Origin of the sequence: Mesorhizobium sp. M1088 (assembly GCF_040318575.1) — a bacterium.
In the GTDB taxonomy this organism is placed as follows: Bacteria; Pseudomonadota; Alphaproteobacteria; order Rhizobiales; family Rhizobiaceae; genus Mesorhizobium.
The window spans coordinates 20,005-36,910 of the sequence record NZ_JAMYMO010000008.1 but is presented as its reverse complement, the minus strand read 5'-3'; the positions used below and the strand labels follow the sequence as shown (position 1 = coordinate 36,910).

16 protein-coding genes are annotated in these 16,906 nt (G+C 64.6%); 9 read left to right on the top strand and 7 right to left on the bottom strand.

Annotated elements, in window-relative coordinates:
* Positions 1-190 precede the first annotated feature (190 nt).
* The 6 genes from gnd to NKH49_RS12445 form a co-directional block, all read right to left on the bottom strand.
* On the bottom strand, positions 191-1,615 hold the full coding sequence (gene gnd, locus NKH49_RS12470; protein WP_352613099.1) for an NADP-dependent phosphogluconate dehydrogenase: 1,425 nt from the start codon (positions 1,613-1,615) through the stop codon (positions 191-193).
* A 140-nt stretch (positions 1,616-1,755) separates the two neighbouring features.
* The gene (locus tag NKH49_RS12465; RefSeq protein WP_352613101.1) at positions 1,756-3,381 is read right to left on the bottom strand and encodes a copper resistance CopC/CopD family protein; all 1,626 of its coding nucleotides are present in this window, start codon (positions 3,379-3,381) and stop codon (positions 1,756-1,758) included.
* Positions 3,382-3,439: 58 nt separating this feature from the next.
* Entirely contained in the window at positions 3,440-3,958 is a 519-nt protein-coding gene (locus NKH49_RS12460; protein ID WP_352456800.1) for a YcnI family copper-binding membrane protein, read from the bottom strand.
* 25 nt (positions 3,959-3,983) lie between these two features.
* Positions 3,984-4,520 carry a copper chaperone PCu(A)C gene (locus NKH49_RS12455; protein ID WP_352613103.1) on the bottom strand — a complete coding sequence of 179 codons (537 nt, stop codon included), beginning with the start codon at positions 4,518-4,520 and terminating at the stop codon, positions 3,984-3,986.
* A gap of 98 nt (positions 4,521-4,618) precedes the next feature.
* Positions 4,619-4,975: a DUF2946 family protein gene (locus tag NKH49_RS12450; RefSeq protein ID WP_352613105.1), complete on the bottom strand. Its 357-nt coding sequence runs from the start codon at positions 4,973-4,975 to the stop codon at positions 4,619-4,621.
* 119 nt (positions 4,976-5,094) lie between these two features.
* A complete protein-coding gene (locus NKH49_RS12445; protein ID WP_023675210.1) occupies positions 5,095-5,997 on the bottom strand; it encodes a GntR family transcriptional regulator in 903 nt (300 codons plus the stop codon).
* 254 nt (positions 5,998-6,251) lie between these two features.
* Between NKH49_RS12445 and NKH49_RS12440 the strand changes: the two genes are divergently transcribed.
* The 5 genes from NKH49_RS12440 to NKH49_RS12420 all read left to right on the top strand — a co-directional run bounded on the left by NKH49_RS12440 (position 6,252) and on the right by NKH49_RS12420 (position 12,775).
* Positions 6,252-7,757 (top strand): UxaA family hydrolase, encoded by a 1,506-nt coding sequence (locus NKH49_RS12440; RefSeq protein WP_352613107.1) that lies wholly within the window; start codon positions 6,252-6,254, stop codon positions 7,755-7,757.
* A gap of 315 nt (positions 7,758-8,072) precedes the next feature.
* Positions 8,073-9,068, top strand: a complete 996-nt coding sequence (locus NKH49_RS12435) for an ABC transporter substrate-binding protein (RefSeq protein WP_023675208.1) — start codon at positions 8,073-8,075, stop codon at positions 9,066-9,068.
* A 104-nt stretch (positions 9,069-9,172) separates the two neighbouring features.
* Positions 9,173-10,726, top strand: a complete 1,554-nt coding sequence (locus NKH49_RS12430) for a sugar ABC transporter ATP-binding protein (RefSeq protein WP_352613109.1) — start codon at positions 9,173-9,175, stop codon at positions 10,724-10,726.
* Positions 10,723-11,688: an ABC transporter permease gene (locus NKH49_RS12425; RefSeq protein ID WP_352448376.1), complete on the top strand. Its 966-nt coding sequence runs from the start codon at positions 10,723-10,725 to the stop codon at positions 11,686-11,688. Before NKH49_RS12430 ends, NKH49_RS12425 begins: the two co-directional genes overlap by 4 nt.
* 70 nt (positions 11,689-11,758) lie before the next feature.
* Positions 11,759-12,775, top strand: a complete 1,017-nt coding sequence (locus NKH49_RS12420; protein WP_352613111.1) for a zinc-binding alcohol dehydrogenase family protein — start codon at positions 11,759-11,761, stop codon at positions 12,773-12,775.
* A gap of 18 nt (positions 12,776-12,793) precedes the next feature.
* Here the strand turns inward: NKH49_RS12420 and phnF are convergent, their stop codons facing one another.
* The gene (gene phnF / locus NKH49_RS12415; protein WP_352613113.1) at positions 12,794-13,537 is read right to left on the bottom strand and encodes a phosphonate metabolism transcriptional regulator PhnF; all 744 of its coding nucleotides are present in this window, start codon (positions 13,535-13,537) and stop codon (positions 12,794-12,796) included.
* Between the two features lie 134 nt (positions 13,538-13,671).
* On the opposite strand from phnF, the gene phnG reads away from it, so the two are divergent.
* The 4 genes from phnG to NKH49_RS12395 are packed head-to-tail and all read left to right on the top strand — an operon-like array spanning position 13,672 to position 16,901.
* Positions 13,672-14,133, top strand: a complete 462-nt coding sequence (gene phnG, locus NKH49_RS12410; protein ID WP_352613115.1) for a phosphonate C-P lyase system protein PhnG — start codon at positions 13,672-13,674, stop codon at positions 14,131-14,133.
* Positions 14,133-14,741: a phosphonate C-P lyase system protein PhnH gene (phnH, locus tag NKH49_RS12405; RefSeq protein ID WP_352613117.1), complete on the top strand. Its 609-nt coding sequence runs from the start codon at positions 14,133-14,135 to the stop codon at positions 14,739-14,741. The genes phnG and phnH overlap by 1 nt, the downstream gene beginning before the upstream one ends.
* Position 14,742: 1 nt before the next feature.
* On the top strand, positions 14,743-15,855 hold the full coding sequence (locus NKH49_RS12400; RefSeq protein WP_352613119.1) for a carbon-phosphorus lyase complex subunit: 1,113 nt from the start codon (positions 14,743-14,745) through the stop codon (positions 15,853-15,855).
* Positions 15,852-16,901 (top strand): alpha-D-ribose 1-methylphosphonate 5-phosphate C-P-lyase PhnJ, encoded by a 1,050-nt coding sequence (locus tag NKH49_RS12395; protein ID WP_352926248.1) that lies wholly within the window; start codon positions 15,852-15,854, stop codon positions 16,899-16,901. The genes NKH49_RS12400 and NKH49_RS12395 overlap by 4 nt, the downstream gene beginning before the upstream one ends.
* Positions 16,902-16,906 lie beyond the last annotated feature (5 nt).

Genomic DNA, 16,906 nt, shown 5'->3' with positions numbered 1-16,906 from the left:
TCCATGATTGCAGTCCGGTTTTATTGCACATTTATATTTAGTCCCACCGCAAGTCGCGAAGCATGAGCCCGTCACTAGCACTCGGATCAATCCAAGACTGCTTCATGACGCAAACCTACTGCGGCTCCGATCCACCGAACGACCACTTCCGGCACGCGGCAAGGATACAAGCTATAGCCGGGATGAGGCGCTAATCTGCCGCTCCGCTCCCCCAGGGCCCATGGAAAGCGCCCTGCCCATCGATGCGCTCGAAGCCGTGCGCGCCGAAGAAATCGCGCTGCGCCTGGATCAGGTTCGAGGTGCCCCGGCCCTGCCGGTAACTGTCGAAATAGGCAAGTGCAGATGACAGGGCCGGCACCGGCGAGCCGGCTTCGGCCGCCCTTGCGACGACACGGCGAAGCGACGGATGTGCCTCCTGCATCAATGAGACGAAAGCCGGCGCCATCAACAGGTTGGTGGCTGCGCCGCCGCCGCCGAAGGCCTCCGCCATCGTATCCAGCAATTGCGAGCGGATGATGCAGCCGGCCCGCCAGATCTTGGCGATGACCGGCATCGGCAGGTTCCAGTTGAATTCCTTCGACGCGCCGCTCATCACCGCGAAGCCTTGCGCGTAGGCGGCGATCTTGCCGGCAAACAGAGCCAGCTCGAGATCGGCGAGCAGGGCGTCCCTGTCTGCGGAAATCTTGCTCACGCCGCCGCCATAGACCTTTTCGGCGGCCAGCCGCTCGTCCTTGATCGACGACAGCACGCGTGCCGCCACAGCCGCCTCGATCGCGGTGGCCGGGATGCCTAGCTGCTGCGCCTCGATCACCGACCATTTGCCGGTGCCTTTCTGGCCGGCGCGGTCGAGGATGATGTCGACCACCGGTTTGCCGGTCTTGGGATCGTCGGCGGCCAGCACCTTGGCGGTGATCTCGATCAGGTACGAATTGAGCCGACCCGTGTTCCACTGGGAAAACACCTCGGCGATCTCTTTCGGCCCCATGCCGAGCCCGTCGCGCAAGATGCCGTAGATCTCGGCGATCATCTGCATGTCCGCATATTCGATGCCGTTGTGGATGGTCTTGACGAAATGGCCGGCGCCGTCGGTGCCAAGCCACGCCGCGCAAGGCTCGCCCTTGAACTTGGCCGAGATCGCGGTCAGCACCTTTTCGACGCGCTTCCAGGACTCTTCGGTGCCGCCGACCATGATCGAGGGACCGTGGCGTGCGCCCTCCTCGCCGCCGGACACGCCCATGCCGATGAAGGTCAGGCCCGAATCGGTAAGCTCGGAGAAGCGACGCATCGTATCGCGGAAATTGGCATTGCCGGCGTCGATGACGATGTCGTTGGCCGACAGCACGCCGCGCAATGCGCCGATCTGCTCGTCGACCGGCTTGCCGGCCAGCACCATGATGATGATCGGCCGCGGCGGCCGGATCGCGGCGGCCAGTTCTTCGAGGCTGTAGCAGGGCACCACCCTATCCCGAAGTGCGCCGGCATTTTCGACGAAGGCATCGGTGCGCGCCGCGGTGCGATTGAAGACGGCGATGCGGTGTCCCTTCTCGGCGATATTGAGCGCCAGGTTGGAGCCCATCGTGCCAAGGCCGATCAGGCCGATTTCGGCTTTTTCCATCGTTTCTTCCCTGCTTTCGGATCTTGTTGGTTTGAGCCCGCGATTGGGTTGGACGCCCATTCTTGATGGCGATGATTGACGGGGGTTCGCGGCCGCGTCAACCGCCTCGCCGAATTGTCTTGCGTGGACCAGCGCTCTCGTCACGGCCTGATGTCGATCGGCGCCTCTATCTTCACCATCTCGAAATCCGAGACCAGGATATCGAGCCGCGCCGTCCACCGGCCGGCGACCGGAATGACGAGATCGTCGACGCGCCAGGTGCCGTCGCCAAGCCTCGTCGCCGGGCGTTTGATGGGCTCGATGCCGGAATCGGGCTTTGACAGGACCAGCGTTACCTGCTTGGCGTCGAGCGGGCCGAAATCGCCGGTCATGATGAAGATCGAAGCGGCAACAGGTCCGGTGTGCCCGGGCGCAATGCTGAGATCGGCCATCGCTTGGAGCGTGTGGATATGCACCGATGCCGGCTGTGCCGCGGCGATCGCCAGCGCGCGCGGCGGCGGCGTGAAGCGCCAACCGGCGGCGATGCCGAAGATCGCGACCACGATCAGCACCTCGATGCCGATCGAGCGGGCCAGTCGCCTCTGGACTTCCGTTTCGCCCGCCTCAGCCGGAGCCGTAAGCTTGAAGCGATTGACGGCGGCGAGCGTGAACAGAAAGACGAGCAGCACCAGCTTGAGCAGCAGCAGCCGGCCATAAGCGGTATGGACCAGCGCCGACGGCGTTTGCACCTGGATGACGGCGAGCACGATGCCGGCTGCCGCAAGCACCGCCACGACGAACAGGATCGCTCGTGAAAACCGGCGCAGCAACGGCCCGGCTTTGTCCGGCTGCCGTTTCAAGGCAAGACCGAGCGGCGCCAGCGCCCCGGACCAAATCGCGATACCAGTGGCGTGCAGAAACACCATCGGCCGGGTCAGCCATTGCGGCTCGGCGGCACTGGCATGCCCGCTGGCGGCAAGTGCTGCGCCAACGCCAACCAGTCCGGCCAAGGCCAGCGGCTTTGCGTCGGCGGGCGGCACGACCAGCGATAATAGGCTCAGGCCGAGCGCCATCAGCGCGATCAGCACCGTCCAGCCGAAGCTGGTGCCAAGCCCGGTCTGCCAGATGACCGGCTGCGCCAGCCGGGCAAGCGGCGCGCCGAGTGCATCCAGCCCCTGGAAACCGAGCGACAAAAGTGCGGCGGCCAGCCCGCACAGGATCGCGGCGACGATCATGTTCTGGCCGGATCGGCCGCCTTGCGCCAGCCAGCCTAGCGCAAAGGCACCGCCGACACCGAAAAACAGGCCGATGTATAGAAAAACCTTGCCGATCCAGATCGCCGTTCGAAGCGCCCGGTCGACAGCTTCGGAAGGGGCCGGCGCAGCACTCGGTGCACCGACCGAGAACAGCACCGAGCCGCCGACCGGATGCCCGTCGGCGGAAATCACCCGCCAGCTCAGCACATGCGTGCCCGACGTCAGCGCCTGCGGATTGTCGATCTCGACGGTCTGGCCGCTGAGCCGGAAGGAGCTCAGCGGGATCGACGTGCCGTCGGGCCGCACCAGCGTCAGCACCAGCGGCGAAACCGGCTCGCTGAAGGTCAGCGACATCTGCGACGGGCTCTGCGCCAGCACCGCACCGTCAGCCGGCTCGGCCTTGATCAGCGCCGCGTGGGCGAAGGCTGCGTTTGGCGCGGCAATGGTGGCAAGCAGCACAATCGCAGCCAGCAGGCCGATGGCAAGCCGGCCGGTTGTGCAGGCCGTTCGCAGGATGGATGCCGCGCTCATGTCACCGCCACAAAGACAGCGGCGCGCTCTTTCGGATAGAGCGCGCCGCGTAAGGAGATCACTTCTTCGGCAGCAGCTTGAGGCCGGGTGCCGGAAATTCCAGCGCGTCCTCAGCCTGCCCGGCCGCCGGAATTTCGATCCAGCGATCGGCAACCCCGTCACATTCCTGCACCACCGGGAAATGCAGCGTCTGGCCTGCCGGCAGGTCGGACGCCAGCGTCGCGCGAAAGACGAATTCGTCGTAGAACTCGTCCGGCAGGCTGCCGGCGCTCCAGTCGATCTCCTTGACGCCGCTGGTCACTGCCTGGCCGTAGAGCTGGTAGGACTTTTCGTATTTGCCGTTCTTGACCTGCAGTGTCCAACCCGGCTTCGGCATCGGTTTGACCGAGAGCACTCCTTCCGGGATCTGCACGCGCAGCGCGGTCGTCGCCTTGCCCTCGCAGCCATGCGGCACCCGAAGAACCGCCTTGTAGGTCGAGCCCACCGCCGCCTCCGGCGTTTCGAGCGTGATGTGGGCAAAGGCCGCGCTGGTCCCGAGGACAAGAAGCACGCAGCCGGGCAAAAGAGATTTCTTCATGACGGTACCTCTCGAAGCGGCCAAGTCAGTCGTCGTCCTGGGGCGCCGCGCTGCCGATGCCTTGCACGGCGAATTCAATCTGCACGGGCCCGGCTTTTTCGAAGGTCAGCGTGGCGGAGAACGTTTCGCCCTCCTTGGGCTGCCGCTTCAAATCCATGAACATCAAATGATAGCCGTTGGGCGCCAGCGCGACCTTGCCGCCAGCCGGGATTTCGAGGCCGCCGGTGACCGGCCGCATGGTCATGACGCCATTGCTGACGCCCATCTCGTGCAGTTCGGCCTTGGCCGAAATGTCGGAGGTGATCGACAGCAGGCGATCCGCCGCACTGCCTGTGTTGGTGATGGTGAAGTAGCCGCCGGCCACCTTGGCGCCGGCTGGCGTGGTGCGCGACCAGGGGTGCCCGATCTCGAGATCGCCAAGCTTGAACTCGTGTGCCAACGCCGTCTGGGCGCTGGCGAACAGGAGGGCAAGAACGCAAAGGGCGACGCCGAGACGCTGCTCGAAACGACCCAGTGCGAAGCGCCTGCGGCTGGATGCGGCAGCGCGAAAAGAGTGAGACATGATTGCTCCGTGGACTTTAGGGGATCGCGCCGATGGCCGGTCGCGAACGATGTCGATAAACGCGCCGCAAAGCGTTGCGCGGCGCGAACCAGAACGGATCAGGCCGTCGCCGGTGGTGCGCGCGGATTGGACGGAGTGCGGGCGCGGGCGAAATCGCGATGCCGGAAGGCCGGCAGGATAAAGGCGATGGTTTCGACGGAAAGGCTGCGAGCCAGGCTCCCGGCTGCATCCAGCGGCACGTAGACCGCCGAAACGATGTTGCAGCCAAGCATGCAGCAAGCCGGCATGTGCTGCTGATGCGGATCGCCGGCGGGGAGTTGCGCCGCACCGTCATGGGTGCAGATCGTGTTGCCGAAAGCATCGAATTGCGAGGCGTTGGGTGCGACGCCGGAAGCAAACGCGCCGAATATCGACTGGAGCATGAAAAGCCACGCCGCGGCGAACGCGACCGGCATGCTCCATCGTCTCCGGCGTATGGTCAAGAACCAGCCTCTTCACGCAGCAACGTCAGCTCTCTAGCACGGAGCCGGCGGCCGGAAAATCGCCAAAACGCTGCTGCGGCAACGCAACACAATCACGCGCGTTGCGGCTGCCTGCCCTCGGGAATGGACGTCAGCAGCGTGTGGCGGGCCGATTTCAGGTGCTTGCGGCAGGCGGCGTCGACCTTGGCGAGATCGCGCGATTTGAGCGCGGCGATATAGGCGAGATGCTCCTGGACCGCGACTTCGTTGCGCTCGCGCTCCTGCGCCTTGTTCCACTGGTAGTGGTAGTGGAAGATCATGGCGATGACGTCGTAGAAATCGACGATGAAGCGGTTGTGCGACGCCCGATGGATCAGCCGGTGAAAGCGCTCGTCAAGCTCGGAGAATTCGTTGAAGCGCACGGCGATCTCGCGCTCCAGCCGGTGATGCTCGTCTTCCAGGCGGTCGAGGTCGGTCCACACCGGGCTGTCCTCGGGCAGAGCGGCAAAGGCTGCGGCCGAGCGAAGTTCGAACATCTCGCGGATTTCGGTCAGCTCCAGCGCGAAGGCGCGGGTAAAGCCTTTCAGCACCCAGTGGCTGTTGCGGCGCTTCTCGATCAGCCCGAAGCGCGAGAAGCGGATCAGGAATTCGCGCACGCTGGTGGTGCCGACGCCGATCTCGCGCGCCAGTTCGAGCTCGTTGATCTGCATGCCGGCTTCGGCACCGCTGGCAAGCAGCCGCCGCATGAAGGAGCGCTCGATGATCTCGGCCAGCGTGTCGGTTTCTTCCTCGGGGAAGAAATCGTCCGGTCGCGGTTCGCGCAGGACCGTCTTGCTGCGCTTGTTCCAGTCGATCAGCCCGGTTTCTTCCATGCGCGCAAGGATAGTGCGGACCGTCGTGCGGCTGACGCCGAGCAGCGTACCCAGCTCCGGCTCCGAAGGCAGGCTCCTGGTTTCGTCGAGCAGCCTCAGACCGCGATTATAGGCGTCCTTGTAAACGTTGTTGCTCTTCGACATCCCCTGCCCCGTGGCGCATCGGCGTTTGCGGCCAGTGTGAAGCGTTTCTCGCGCATGAAACCGGTACCTTTTCGGAAAACATCATGCGCAACGCTAGTTTTGGTTGTAGAGCCTACTTCTCGCATCCAAAGACGCGTCGCGCTCTGGCGAAAAAACAATTGACGCAAAATGTTTTTTCACGATAAAAGACATTATATGTTAAGAGCCGCGTGTCAATCCGCTCGCGCACCCAGGAACACACCCAGGAAGCTCCCGTGAACGCCGCAAACAGCATTCTTCTGTCTCCCGCCGACAATGTCGCGGTCGCCAATGGCCGCATCGAGATCGGCACCGTGCTGCCGGGCGGCGCCGTCGCCGCCGCAGTGATCGAGCCGGGCCACAAAGTGGCGATCAAGCCGATTGCGGCCGGCGAGGCCGTGGTCAAATACGCCCAGGCGATCGGCCGCGCCACGCAAGACATCGCGCCCGGCGAGCATGTCCATTCGCACAATCTGGTCTTCGAAAGCGGGCGTTTGCCGGTGGTGCCGCCGAGCGAGGCAGTGCATGCGACCGAGGCCGACCGCGCCCGCACCTTCATGGGCTACCGCCGCGCCGACGGCCGCGCCGGCACGCGCAACTTCGTCGGCATTCTCGCCAGCGTCAATTGCTCGGCCACCGTCTGCCATGCCATCGCCGACGCCGCGAACCGCACCCTTTTGCCGCAATATCCCGGCATCGACGGCTTCGTCCCGATCGTCCACGGCCAGGGCTGCGGCATGAGCGCCACCGGCGACGGCATGATGGTGCTACACCGCACGCTGGCCGGCTACGCCCGTCACCCGAATTTCGGCGGCGTGCTGATGGTCGGGCTCGGCTGCGAGGTCAACCAGCTCACCCTCTACGGCCAGAAGGGCGTTGCCGCGGGAAAACGTCATTTCAACATCCAGGAAGCCGGCGGCTCGCGCAAATCGGTCGAGAAGGCGCTGGTCGTGCTGGCCGAGATCGCCGAGGAGGTCGGCAAGCTTCAGCGTGAGCCGATCCCGGTCAGCGAGATCGTCGTCGGTCTGCAATGCGGCGGCTCCGACGGCATGTCCGGCATCACCGCCAATCCGGCGCTGGGTGCCGCGGTCGACATTTTGGCCGGCGTCGGCGGTGTCGGCATCCTCTCCGAGACGACGGAGATCTACGGCGCCGAGCACCTGCTCGCTTATCGCGCCGCAACCCCCGAGATCGCCGCCAAGCTCGACGGTTATGTGAAATGGTGGGAAGACCACGTCGCCAAGCATGGCGCATCGATCGACAACAATCCCTCACCGGGTAACAAGCGCGGCGGCCTGACCACCATCCTGGAAAAGTCGCTCGGCGCGGTCGCCAAGGGCGGCCAGACGCCGCTCAACGGCGTCTTCGGCTATGCCGAAAAGGTCACCGGGCACGGGCTGGTGTTCATGGACACGCCCGGCTACGACCCGGTCTCGGCCACCGGCCAGGTGGCGGGCGGCGCCAACGTCATCGTCTTCACCACAGGCCGCGGCTCCTGCTTCGGCTGCCGGCCGACGCCGTCGATCAAGGTCGCCAGCAACTCGACCATGTATCACACGATGGAGGAGGACATGGACGTGAATTGCGGCGTCATCGCCTCGGGCGAAAAGACCATCGCCGGCATGGGCCGCGAGATCTTCGAACTGATCGTCGAGACGGCTTCGGGCCGCAAGACCAAGAGCGAAGAGTTCGGCTACGGCGACAACGAGTTCGTGCCGTGGCACCTCGGAGCGACGCTCTAAGCCGGTCGCAAACACCTGACGTGATTGCCAGGTGTCACAGTTCGTACACCCCGAAAAAGAATGAACATTCCATATTGACTGTATGATGGAATTAATATTCCATGCGACATATTGGAGGAGATTGGCAGCGGAGTTCCGAGGGAGCAAGCTTTCCCGCCCAGCCATTCGAGCGGCCATCAAACATCGCTTGCGCCGACCGAGGTGATGCACTATCAAAATGCGGTAAATGTTTTTTATTGATAAAGTTCCGTTTGGGCCGCGCCATCCGAATGGAGCTTCCGTAACATTCACCGGGCGACTTAGGGAGGACTCCTAATGAAATTCGTGACCAGCATTCTCAATCGCCGCGCCTTCGTGGCACTCGCAGCCGCCTCGATGCTTGCCGGCGTGATGCACTCGGCCCCGGCATCCGCGGCCGACGCAACCATTCCGATCATCGTCAAGGACACCACGTCCTTCTACTGGCAGATCGTTCTGGCGGGAGCCCGCAAGGCCGGCAAGGACCTCGGCGTCAACGTGCCGGAGCTCGGCGCCCAGGCCGAGACCGACGTCAACGGCCAGATCTCGATCCTTGAAAATGCCGTCGCCGGCAACCCGGCGGCCGTCGTCATTGCGCCGACCGAAGCCAAGGCGCTCGGCAAGCCGATCGACGAGGCCGCCACCAAGGTCAAGATCATCGGTATCGACTCCGGCGCCGACTCCAAGGCCTTCACCTCGTTCCTGACCACCGACAACATCCAGGGCGGCCGCGTTGCCGCTGACGGCCTTGCCGCAGCCATCGGCGAAGCCAATGGCGGCAAGGTCGAGGGCGACGTCGCCCTGATCACCGCGCTTCCGGGCGCCGGCTCGCTCGAACAGCGCGCCCAGGGTTTTAAGGAACAGCTCGCTGCCAAATATCCGGGCCTCAAGCTGGTCGCCGACAAATACGCCGACGGCCAAGCCACCACCGGCCTCAACATCGCCACCGACCTGATCACCGCCAACCCCAACCTCAAGGGCATCTTCGCCTCCAACCTGATCATGGCGCAGGGCGTCGGTCAGGCGATCGCCGAGAACAGTCTTGCCGGCAAGGTCGGGCTGGTCGGTTTCGACAGCGACGAGAAGCTGATCAAGTTCCTCAACGACGGCGTCATTTCGGCTCTCGTCGTTCAGGATCCGTACCGGATGGGCTATGACGGCATCAAGACGGCGCTCGCCGCCTCGAAGGGCGAGAAGGTCGAGGCCAATGTCGACACGGGCGCTAATTTGGTTACCAAGGCCAACATGAAGGATCCGAAGATCGACGCGCTGCTCAACCCGAAGCTCGACTGAGCATAGCCGCAAGTGAACTGTTTCCGGGGCCTTTTCGCCCCGGAAACATCCCACTCGTGCCAATCGCGAGGCCAATCTTTGGGGGCCAATCTGGGAGGATTGTCATGATGTCGACGGCGCAGGAACTCCATCCGGCCCCAACGCTGGAACCGGGCAGGACCATCCTCGAACTCCGCGGGCTGGAAAAGCGCTATCCCGGCACCCATGCGCTGAAGCCGGTCGATCTCGCCTTCAAGGCCGGCGAGATCCACGCGATCGTCGGCGAGAACGGCGCCGGCAAATCCACCCTGATCAAGCTTCTTACCGGCGTCATGCCGCGCACCTCCGGCGACGTCATCTGGGAGGGCAAACCTGCCGCATTGGCAACGCCGCATGAGGCGATGGCGCTCGGCATCAATGCCGTGCATCAGGAAGTCGTCCTGTGCCGCCATCTCACCGTCGCCGCCAACATGTTCCTCGGCGAGGAGAATTCCCGCTTCGGCATCCTGCAGCAGCGGGCGATGATCAGGCAGGCGCAGAAGATCATCGACGATCTCGGCTTCGACCTGCCGGCGCATGTCATGCTGGGTGACCTGACCATCGGCCAGCAGCAGTTGATCGCCGCCGCCCGCGCCACCGTGCGCGGCACCAAATTCCTGATCTTCGACGAGCCGACCGCCTATCTTACCCGCAAGGAGGCCGACCAGCTGTTCACGCTGATTCGCCGGCTGAAGGGCGAAGGCGTCACCATCATCTACATCAGCCATCGCATGGAAGAAGTGTTCGAGCTCGCCGACCGCGTCTCGGTGCTGCGCGACGGCACGCTGGTCGGCACCAGGAACATTGCCGAGACCAATGACGCCGAGCTGGTCAAGATGATGATCAACCGCTCGATCGAGCAGGTCTACCACAAGGAGCATTTCACCCCCGGCGCGACCATCGTCGAAACCAGGAACCTGTCCGGCAAGGGTTTCGAAAATGTCTCGATGTCCGTCCGCGCCGGCGAGATCGTCGGCCTCTACGGCCTGATCGGCGCCGGGCGCAGCGAGTTCGTCACCACGCTCTATGGCCGGCACCGCAAATCGGCCGGCCATATCCTCTGGGAGGGCAAGGAGTTCAAGGTCAATTCCGAACACGACGCGATCAGGCTCGGCATGGCGCTGGCCCCGGAAAGCCGCCGCGACCAGGGCCTCTGCCTCAACCTGCCGGTCGGACTCAACCTCAATCTGCCGATCTACAAGCGCATCTCCAGCAATCTGCTGATCTCCCGCGCGCAGGAAAAGGCGCAAGCCGATCGCCAGATCGCCGACCTGCGCATCAAGACGCCGACGCGCGGCGCGCTGGCCTCCAGCCTGTCCGGCGGTAACCAGCAGAAGATAGTCATCGGCAAATGGCTCGCCCATGGCGCCAAGCTATTCATCTTCGACGAGCCGACTGTCGGCGTCGACGTCGGCACCAAGGCCGAGATCTACCGCCTGTTCGGCGCGCTGTTGTCCAAGGGAGCCGGCATCATCCTGATCTCGTCCTACCTGCCCGAGGTTTATGAACTCGCCGACACGCTGCACGTGTTCCGGCGCGGCAAGCTGGTGGCCACGCACGGCTTTCGTACCGCTGACCACGAGGAGATCCTCACCCAGGCGCTGGCCGAGAAACAAGAAAAACCGGGAGGACGGATATGAGCACCGAGGCGATCGCTGCCGAAAGGCCGAAACGCAACTACAACGCCCTGTTCGGGCTGACACTGCTGGCGCTGCTGGTTCTTTTATGGATCATCCTGTCGGTGGCGACGCCGAGCTTCGCCTCGGCCAACAACATCTCGAACCTATTGCGGCAAGGGTCGATGATCGCCATCCTGGCGGTCGGCCAGACCTTCGTCATCATCACCGGCGGCATCGACCTTTCCGTCGGCGCCGTGGTCGGCTTCGCCACTGTCATCGTCGCGATGCTGATCAACGCCGGGACACCGGTTTTCCTCGCCATCCTGATCACCTTGCTGGTCGGCGTCGCCATCGGCATGTTCCATGGCTTCGGCATCGTCAAGATGGGCCTGCCGCCCTTCATCATCACCCTGGCAACGCTGACCTCGCTGCGCGGCATCGGTCTGTTGATGACCAACGGCAACTCGATCTCGATCAACAACGACGCCTTCCAGACGTTCTCGCGCAGTTCCTTCGCCGGCGTCCCCAATCTGTTCTGGATGGTGATCCTGGTCGGTATCCCAGCCTACATCTTCCTGCACCACAGCCGCTGGGGCCGCTATCTGTTCTCGGTCGGCTCCAACGCCGAGGCGTCGCGCCTGTCAGGCGTCAACGTCCAGCGCACCATCTACATGGCCTACACGCTGTCGGGGCTGTGTGCGGCCTTCGTCGGCGTGCTGCTTGCCTCGCGCATCGGCATCGGCAATCCGACGCAGGCCGAGGGCTGGGAATTGCAGGCGATCGCCTCCTCGGTGATCGGCGGCACCTCGCTGTTCGGCGCTGTCGGCTCCGTGCACGGACCGCTGCTCGGCGCCTTCATCCTTGCCACCATCAACAACGGCGCCAATCTGCTCAACGTCAACGCCTTCTGGCAGCGCATCATCACCGGCGTGCTGATCATCGTCATCGTCTATTTCGACGGGCTGCGCCGCCGCGGCAAATAGACTGCCTCCCAACAACCGCCGGCCTCGCGACAGCAGGGCCGGCGGTGCCATGAACCGACTGGATTGAAGCATGAAAGCCGTCGTCTGCCGCTCGCCCGGCGAACTTGTCCTCGAAGATCGTCCGGCGCCTGGCGCGCCCCCCGCCGGCTGGGCGCTGGTCGCCGTCAGCCATGTCGGCATCTGCGGCACCGACTATCACATCTTCGAAGGCAAGCACCCGTTCCTCGCCTATCCCCGCATCATGGGCCACGAGGTTTCTGGCACCGTGATCGAGGTTGGCGAGGACGTCGATCTCGCCGTCGGCGAAGCGGTGATCGTCAATCCCTATCTCGCCTGCGGCAAATGCATCGCCTGCCGGCAAGGCAAGCCGAATTGCTGTGTCATGATCGAGGTGCTCGGCGTCCACCGCGACGGCGCCATGTGCGAGCAGATCCTGGTGCCGGCGCAAAATCTTTATCCGGCAAACGGCCTGTCGCTGGCCGATGCTGCCGCCGTCGAATTCCTGGCGATCGGCGCCCATGCCGTGCGGCGCTCGCTCGCTGATCCAGGTGCGCGCACACTGGTCATCGGTGCAGGCCCGATCGGGCTCGGCACGGCGCTGTTCGCCCGCATCGCCGGGCTAGACGTGATGCTGCTCGACATGAGTGCGGAGAGGCTGGGTTTCGCCGAAAGCGAACTCGGCTTCGCGACCCTCGACGGCTCGCGGGGCGCTGCTGCCGACCTGGTGCGGGAAGCAACCGGCGGCGACGGCTTCGACGTGGTTTTCGATGCCACCGGCAACACCCGGTCGGTGCAGTCGGCCTTCGCCCATGTCGCGCACGGCGGGGCGCTGGTCCTGGTCAGCGTCGTCAAGGACGACATCGCCTTTTCCGATCCCGAATTCCACAAGCGCGAGATGATGCTGATCGGCAGCCGCAACGCCCTGCGTGCCGATTTCGACCATGTCGCCGCCTCGATCCGCAACGGCGCGCTGCCGCTGGCAAAGCTGGTCACCCACCGCACCACGCTTGGCGAGACGCCGCACGACCTCGCCCGCTGGGCGCATGAGAAGTCCGGCCTGATCAAGGCCGTCATTCAAGTCGGATGATGCCAGGGCTGCCGCATCTCAGAGCGCCGACAATTTGAGCTCGATCCGCTCGGCCGGGAAGCGCGACTCCGAAAACTGTATCGGCTGACCGTCGGGCGTGACGTTGACGGCGACCGTCACTAGCACGATGGCGCCGGGCTGCAGGTCGAGGTCAGCAAGGTCGGCGGCATCGGCATGGCGCGCCGACAGCACGGTCGATTGCCTGAGATAGTCGTCGATGCCGAAACGTGCCAGCGATGCGGTGATCGAACCGGTTTCCGCCATGGCGGCATCGATGCCGGCAAAGCGCCTGGCATCGAACCAGCCGGCCGCGCGGGATACCGGCATTCCATCGGCTTCGCCGCGCGTTTCCAGGCGTATCACATCGGCCCCCGTCGCAAGGCCTAAGCCCTCTGCGACACGACGGTTGGCCGGCTCGATCGATGACGCGAGCAAGGTGATATGCCGCTCGGACGCCTGTCCTTGCAATCCCTCGGAAAAGCGGGTGCGGGCGCCGATCGGATAAGACAGCAGCTTGCGCGACAGCACGAAGGTGCCGCGCCCCTGCTCCGCCCTGAGCACACCCTCCTGCACGAGCGCTGCGATAGCGCTACGCACCGTGTGGCGGTTGACGCCATAGCGTCCGGCCAACGCGATCTCCGGCGGCAGCGCGGCATTCTCGGGAAAATCGCCGACGGCGATCGAATGCAGTATCTGGTCGGCGATCTGTCGCCACAGCGCGACACCGCTGCGCCGCTCGATGCGGTTGGCTTGTCCGATCATCTCCCGCCCCAATTCTTTGCTCCGATCTTTTGGCCCGTGTCACGTGCCCGTCATGGACACGCGCTAGATAACGAGTATAATTTGTATAGTTGTCTATATCAATAGACAAATTCACGCAAACGAGGAGTACGGCCATGCGAGGACGGGAAGCGCGAGAGCAGGCCGAGCGCAAGGCCGTGATGGCGACGCTGGCGCAATCGGCCGGCGACGACATCGTCCGCCTCTGGGACGAAGCCGGCCTGCCTTGCGAAGCGGAACTTCTGCGTGGCCCCGAAACCGGCCTGGTTACGGTACGCGGCCGCATCGGCGGCGGTGGTGCCCCTTTCAATGTCGGCGAGGCGACGGTCACCCGTGCCACGGTGCGGCTTGCGTCCGGCCATGTCGGCCACTGCTACGCGCTCGGCCGCGACAAGCAGAAGGCAAGGCTGGCGGCAATCGCCGATGCGCTGTGGCAGGACCCGGCCCACCGCAATGAGGTCGAGACCAGGATCGTTGCGCCCTTGCAGGCGGCACTGGCCAAGGCGCGTGAACAGCGCCGCGCCGAGACGGCGGCGACCAAGGTCGATTTCTTCACCATGGTACGCGGAGAAGACTGATGGATATCGCCACTCAATCCATTGAAGGCGGCTTCGCCGATCCGGTATTCAATGCCCAGACCGTATTCCGTGCCGTGATGGACGCGATGGCGCGGCCGGGCAGCGTCCAGCCCTTGCCGGCCCTTGCCCACCCACCGGCGCCGCTGTCGGCCACCGCCGGCGCCGTTGCGCTGGCGCTGTGCGACAACGACACGCCGCTCTGGCTTGACCCGGCTTTGCAGGTGTCGGCGGTGAAATCCTGGCTTGGCTTCCATACCGGCGCGCCGCTGGCCAACACCCCGGCCGACGCGCATTTCGCGCTGATCGCCACGCCGGCCGAGATGATGGCGCTCGACGGGTTTTCGCAAGGCACCCAGGATTATCCCGATCGCTCCACGACGCTGATCCTCGAGGTCGGCGATCTTGTCTCCGGCGCTGCGCTGCTGCTCGAAGGCCCGGGCATCGAGACGACGGCGACGATCGCGCCGGCGCAAATGCCGCGCCATTTCGTCGAGCAATGGAAGCAGAACAACCAGCGCTTTCCCCGCGGTGTCGACATCGTCCTCGCCACCCCTGACAGCGTTGCCTGCCTGCCGCGTACGACGCGCATCAAGATGATGGAGGCGTAGCATGTATGTTGCGGTAAAGGGTGGCGAAGCGGCCATTCGCAACGCCCACAAACTGCTCGCCGACCGCCGGCGCGGCGACCGCTCGGTGCCCGCACTTCGCCTCGACCAGATCGTCGAGCAGCTGGCGCTCGGCGTCGACCGGGTGATGAGCGAAGGTTCGCTCTACGACCGGGAATTGGCGGCACTCGCCATCGTCCAGGCGCGCGGCGACATGATCGAGGCGATCTTCCTGGTTCGCGCCTATCGCACGACGCTGCCGCGTTTCGGCTACACAAGGGCGATCGACACCGGCACGACGCTGGTCGAGCGACGGGTGTCGGCGACCTACAAGGACCTGCCCGGCGGCCAGCTGCTCGGCCCGACTTTCGACTACACCCACCGCCTGCTCGATCCCGAGCTCGCCGCCGGCGGCGATGTCGCCGAACCGGAGCAGCGCGCAGGCGAGGCGGAAGCCATGCCGCGCGTCTCGGCCATCCTCGCCCGCGAAGGCCTGATCGAGCCCGACGGCGACATGCCTGGGGATCATACCCCCGGCGACATCACCCGCGAGCCGCTCGAATTCCCGATGGCGCGCGACATCCGCCTGCAGGCGCTGTCGCGCGGCGACGAGGGGTTTCTGCTGGCGCTCGGCTATTCCACCCAGCGCGGCTACGCGCGCAACCATCCCTTCGTCGGCGAGGTTCGCATCGGCGAGGTCGAACTGGAACTGGACGTGCCGGAACTGCCCTTTGCCGTGCCGCTCGGCAGCATCCGCGTCACCGAATGCCAGATGGTCAACCAGTTCAAGGGCTCGGCCAAGGCGCCGCCGCAATTCACCCGCGGCTATGGCCTCGTCTTCGGCCAGAGCGAGCGCAAGGCCATGGCCATGGCGCTATGCGACCGCGCGCTGCGCGCCTCGGAGTTGGGTGAGGATGTCATCGCCGCAGCGCAGGACGAGGAGTTCGTCATCTCGCATTCCGACAATGTCCAGGCGACCGGCTTCGTCGAGCATCTGAAGCTGCCGCATTATGTCGACTTCCAGGCCGAGCTCGACCTCGTGCGCCGCATGCGCGCCGAGCATGATGCCCGCGAAAATGCCGGCAAGGCCGAAGAAAAGAGGGAGGCAGCGGAATGAGTGCACAACCAGCGGACATCGCCACCTACAACTTCGCCTATCTTGACGAGCAGACCAAGCGGATGATCCGCCGCGCCATCCTCAAGGGCATTGCCATCCCCGGCTACCAGGTGCCGTTTGCCTCGCGCGAAATGCCGATGCCCTATGGCTGGGGCACCGGCGGCGTGCAGGTCACCGCTTCGATCATTGGCCCGGACGATGTGCTCAAGGTCATCGACCAGGGCGCCGACGACACCACCAATGCGGTTTCGATCCGCGCCTTCTTCAAGAAGGTCGCCAATGTCGCCGTCACCACCGAGACGGCCAAGGCGACCATCATCCAGACGCGCCACCGCATTCCCGAATATCCGCTGAGTGCCGGCCAGGTGCTGGTCTATCAGGTGCCCATCCCCGAACCGCTGCGCTTCCTCGAACCACGCGAGACGGAGACGCGCAAGATGCATGCGCTGGAGGAATACGGTCTGATGCATGTAAAACTCTACGAAGACATCGCCAGGCATGGCCGCATCGCCACCACCTACGCCTACCCGGTCAAGGTTGAGGGCCGCTATGTGATGGATCCCTCGCCGACGCCGAAATTCGACAATCCGAAGATGCACCGTTCGCCGGCTTTGCAATTGTTCGGCGCCGGCCGCGAAAAGCGCATCTACGCGCTGCCGCCCTTCACCGATGTGGTCAGCCTCGATTTCGAGGACCATCCGTTCGAGGTGCAGACCTTCGACCAGCCCTGCGCACTGTGCGCGGCCGAGAACGTCTATCTCGATGAGGTCATCCTCGACGACCATGGCGGCCACATGTTCGTCTGCTCCGATACCGATCATTGCGAGAAGCGGCGCAACGCCCCTACCTCTCCCTTGTGGGGAGGTCGCGCCGAAGGCGCGGGTGGGGGTACTGCCACCGCCTCACCCCCCACCCCCGGCCGCCCCCACCGCCCATCCCCCCCCGTGGGGGGGGGTTCGCCCCAAGGGCGGGGGTGGGGGTACTGCCACCGCCTCACCCCCCACCCCGGCGCTACGCGCCGACCCTCCCCACGAGGGGCAGGGTAAGGAGA

Excerpts from the sequence above, each read along its gene's own strand:
- gnd (WP_352613099.1), bottom strand. The coding sequence starts at position 1,615 with ATGGAAAAAGCCGAAATCGGCCTGATCGGCCTTGGCACGATGGGCTCC.
- NKH49_RS12465 (WP_352613101.1), bottom strand. The coding sequence starts at position 3,381 with ATGAGCGCGGCATCCATCCTGCGAACGGCCTGCACAACCGGCCGGCTT.
- NKH49_RS12460 (WP_352456800.1), bottom strand. The coding sequence starts at position 3,958 with ATGAAGAAATCTCTTTTGCCCGGCTGCGTGCTTCTTGTCCTCGGGACC.
- NKH49_RS12455 (WP_352613103.1), bottom strand. The coding sequence starts at position 4,520 with ATGTCTCACTCTTTTCGCGCTGCCGCATCCAGCCGCAGGCGCTTCGCA.
- NKH49_RS12450 (WP_352613105.1), bottom strand. The coding sequence starts at position 4,975 with ATGCCGGTCGCGTTCGCCGCGGCGTGGCTTTTCATGCTCCAGTCGATA.
- NKH49_RS12445 (WP_023675210.1), bottom strand. The coding sequence starts at position 5,997 with ATGTCGAAGAGCAACAACGTTTACAAGGACGCCTATAATCGCGGTCTG.
- NKH49_RS12435 (WP_023675208.1), top strand. The coding sequence starts at position 8,073 with ATGAAATTCGTGACCAGCATTCTCAATCGCCGCGCCTTCGTGGCACTC.
- NKH49_RS12430 (WP_352613109.1), top strand. The coding sequence starts at position 9,173 with ATGATGTCGACGGCGCAGGAACTCCATCCGGCCCCAACGCTGGAACCG.
- NKH49_RS12425 (WP_352448376.1), top strand. The coding sequence starts at position 10,723 with ATGAGCACCGAGGCGATCGCTGCCGAAAGGCCGAAACGCAACTACAAC.
- NKH49_RS12420 (WP_352613111.1), top strand. The coding sequence starts at position 11,759 with ATGAAAGCCGTCGTCTGCCGCTCGCCCGGCGAACTTGTCCTCGAAGAT.
- phnF (WP_352613113.1), bottom strand. The coding sequence starts at position 13,537 with ATGATCGGACAAGCCAACCGCATCGAGCGGCGCAGCGGTGTCGCGCTG.
- phnG (WP_352613115.1), top strand. The coding sequence starts at position 13,672 with ATGCGAGGACGGGAAGCGCGAGAGCAGGCCGAGCGCAAGGCCGTGATG.
- phnH (WP_352613117.1), top strand. The coding sequence starts at position 14,133 with ATGGATATCGCCACTCAATCCATTGAAGGCGGCTTCGCCGATCCGGTA.
- NKH49_RS12400 (WP_352613119.1), top strand. The coding sequence starts at position 14,743 with ATGTATGTTGCGGTAAAGGGTGGCGAAGCGGCCATTCGCAACGCCCAC.
- NKH49_RS12395 (WP_352926248.1), top strand. The coding sequence starts at position 15,852 with ATGAGTGCACAACCAGCGGACATCGCCACCTACAACTTCGCCTATCTT.